Raw genomic sequence first — 1,321 nt, 5'->3', positions numbered from 1 at the left:
GTGATGAGCAAGTGAGCTTAGTTGTACCAGGGAACCAAAACTGGCAAAATACGGGAACACAATCAGAGTATCAAGCGGAGTTAACCTATACGTTCTCAGTGATACCATAAAGAGAGACAGATAAGTAAGGCTGATCAATTAAGTTCTTTGAAAGTGAGATAAGTTGGTCAGCCTTACTTTTGAAAAAAAGAGTAAATAGACTTTGGACAGATCTAGATGATAACTGATTTAACTTGTTTACGAGAGCAGCCACGTCATCATATAAACTCGAAACGTACATTTGAAAATATAAATGACAAACAAAATTTAATTTGGTTGTGTGAAAATTGTCATAAAAGAGAGCACAAAAACTAAACAACAGGGGAAAGGCAGAGAGCAATGAAACGAGGAATTATAATAGGATTATTTTTGGTAAGTCTAACAGTATCATGGTACGCATATCATATGGAACTAAGTAACATTTCAGCAAATGAAAATAATAGCACATTCGCGAGTACAGAGGTCAAGACCAAAGTCATTGGTGGGAAACTTACGCCAGCGCTAAACCCAGAACCGCGCACCGGCCATTCAGGTAGCAGCTCAAAGACAAAATCACAACCGCAGGGCCCAAGGTATTTACCTAACTTCATATACGATCCAGGGATGAGCATAAGAGGGGGTTCGGTATTGATGGAGATAAATGAGGTCCGCTTCTTAGCGAACACAATAGAATACGATGTCAAATTCTCTAATCCCGTAGGTGTCCGGATATACCTATTAGGTTTAGACACACAAATAAGTAACGAGTCGTACGGCAACGTAGTAGGGAGCCTCCTGACAGATTGGTATTCCGTAACAGTCACAGTACCGTATCAAGCCAATTATCCATTTTACATAGGGTTAGAATCACAGTACGGACCGAGCACAAATGACATCGAACTAGTAGAATTTTATATGGCAGAGCCACAACCCATAGCATATTCGGCACCAGACAGCACAGGGGGGACGATTCCAAGTACCGAATACGAAATTGCGGGCAAAACACACCAACTAAATCAAACAGACAAACCAGAAAGAAAAGGGTACACGTTTGATAAATGGGAGGGAAGAGCAAAACCACACCAAGGACCCACACAGATCATCGTTCCAGTCGGCGGGGTCACAATGGACGCTAAATGGACAATAAACAACTATATACAATCGTTCAACGGCAACGGAAGTACCGGAGGCACGGTACCTGGAACAAGAACAGTCGAGTATGACGCCACCAGTACAGTTCCAGCCGGACCAACCAGAACTGGGTACACATTTGCCGGGTGGTATGACACGAATGCAGCTACAG

The 1,321-nt window shown here is 42.6% G+C and carries 2 protein-coding genes; both read left to right on the top strand.

The annotated features are described in order from the left end of the window. Positions 1 to 216 precede the first annotated feature (216 nt). Complete coding sequence (locus BCR25_RS20990; RefSeq protein ID WP_083242698.1) at positions 217 to 354, top strand: HNH endonuclease; 138 nt, start codon at positions 217 to 219, stop codon at positions 352 to 354. Between the two features lie 579 nt (positions 355 to 933). After that, positions 934 to 1,321, top strand: a 388-nt coding sequence (locus tag BCR25_RS20440; protein WP_211272512.1) for an InlB B-repeat-containing protein, incomplete at its 3' end; no start/stop codon positions are given.

The sequence above is a fragment of the Enterococcus termitis genome, from assembly GCF_001730305.1.
GTDB lineage: Bacteria > Bacillota > Bacilli > Lactobacillales > Enterococcaceae > Enterococcus_L > Enterococcus_L termitis.
The sequence above is the reverse complement of the archived record's forward strand: the minus strand, read 5'-3'. Positions and strand labels throughout refer to the sequence as shown.

Excerpts from the sequence above, each read along its gene's own strand:
- BCR25_RS20990 (WP_083242698.1), top strand. The coding sequence starts at position 217 with ATGATAACTGATTTAACTTGTTTACGAGAGCAGCCACGTCATCATATA.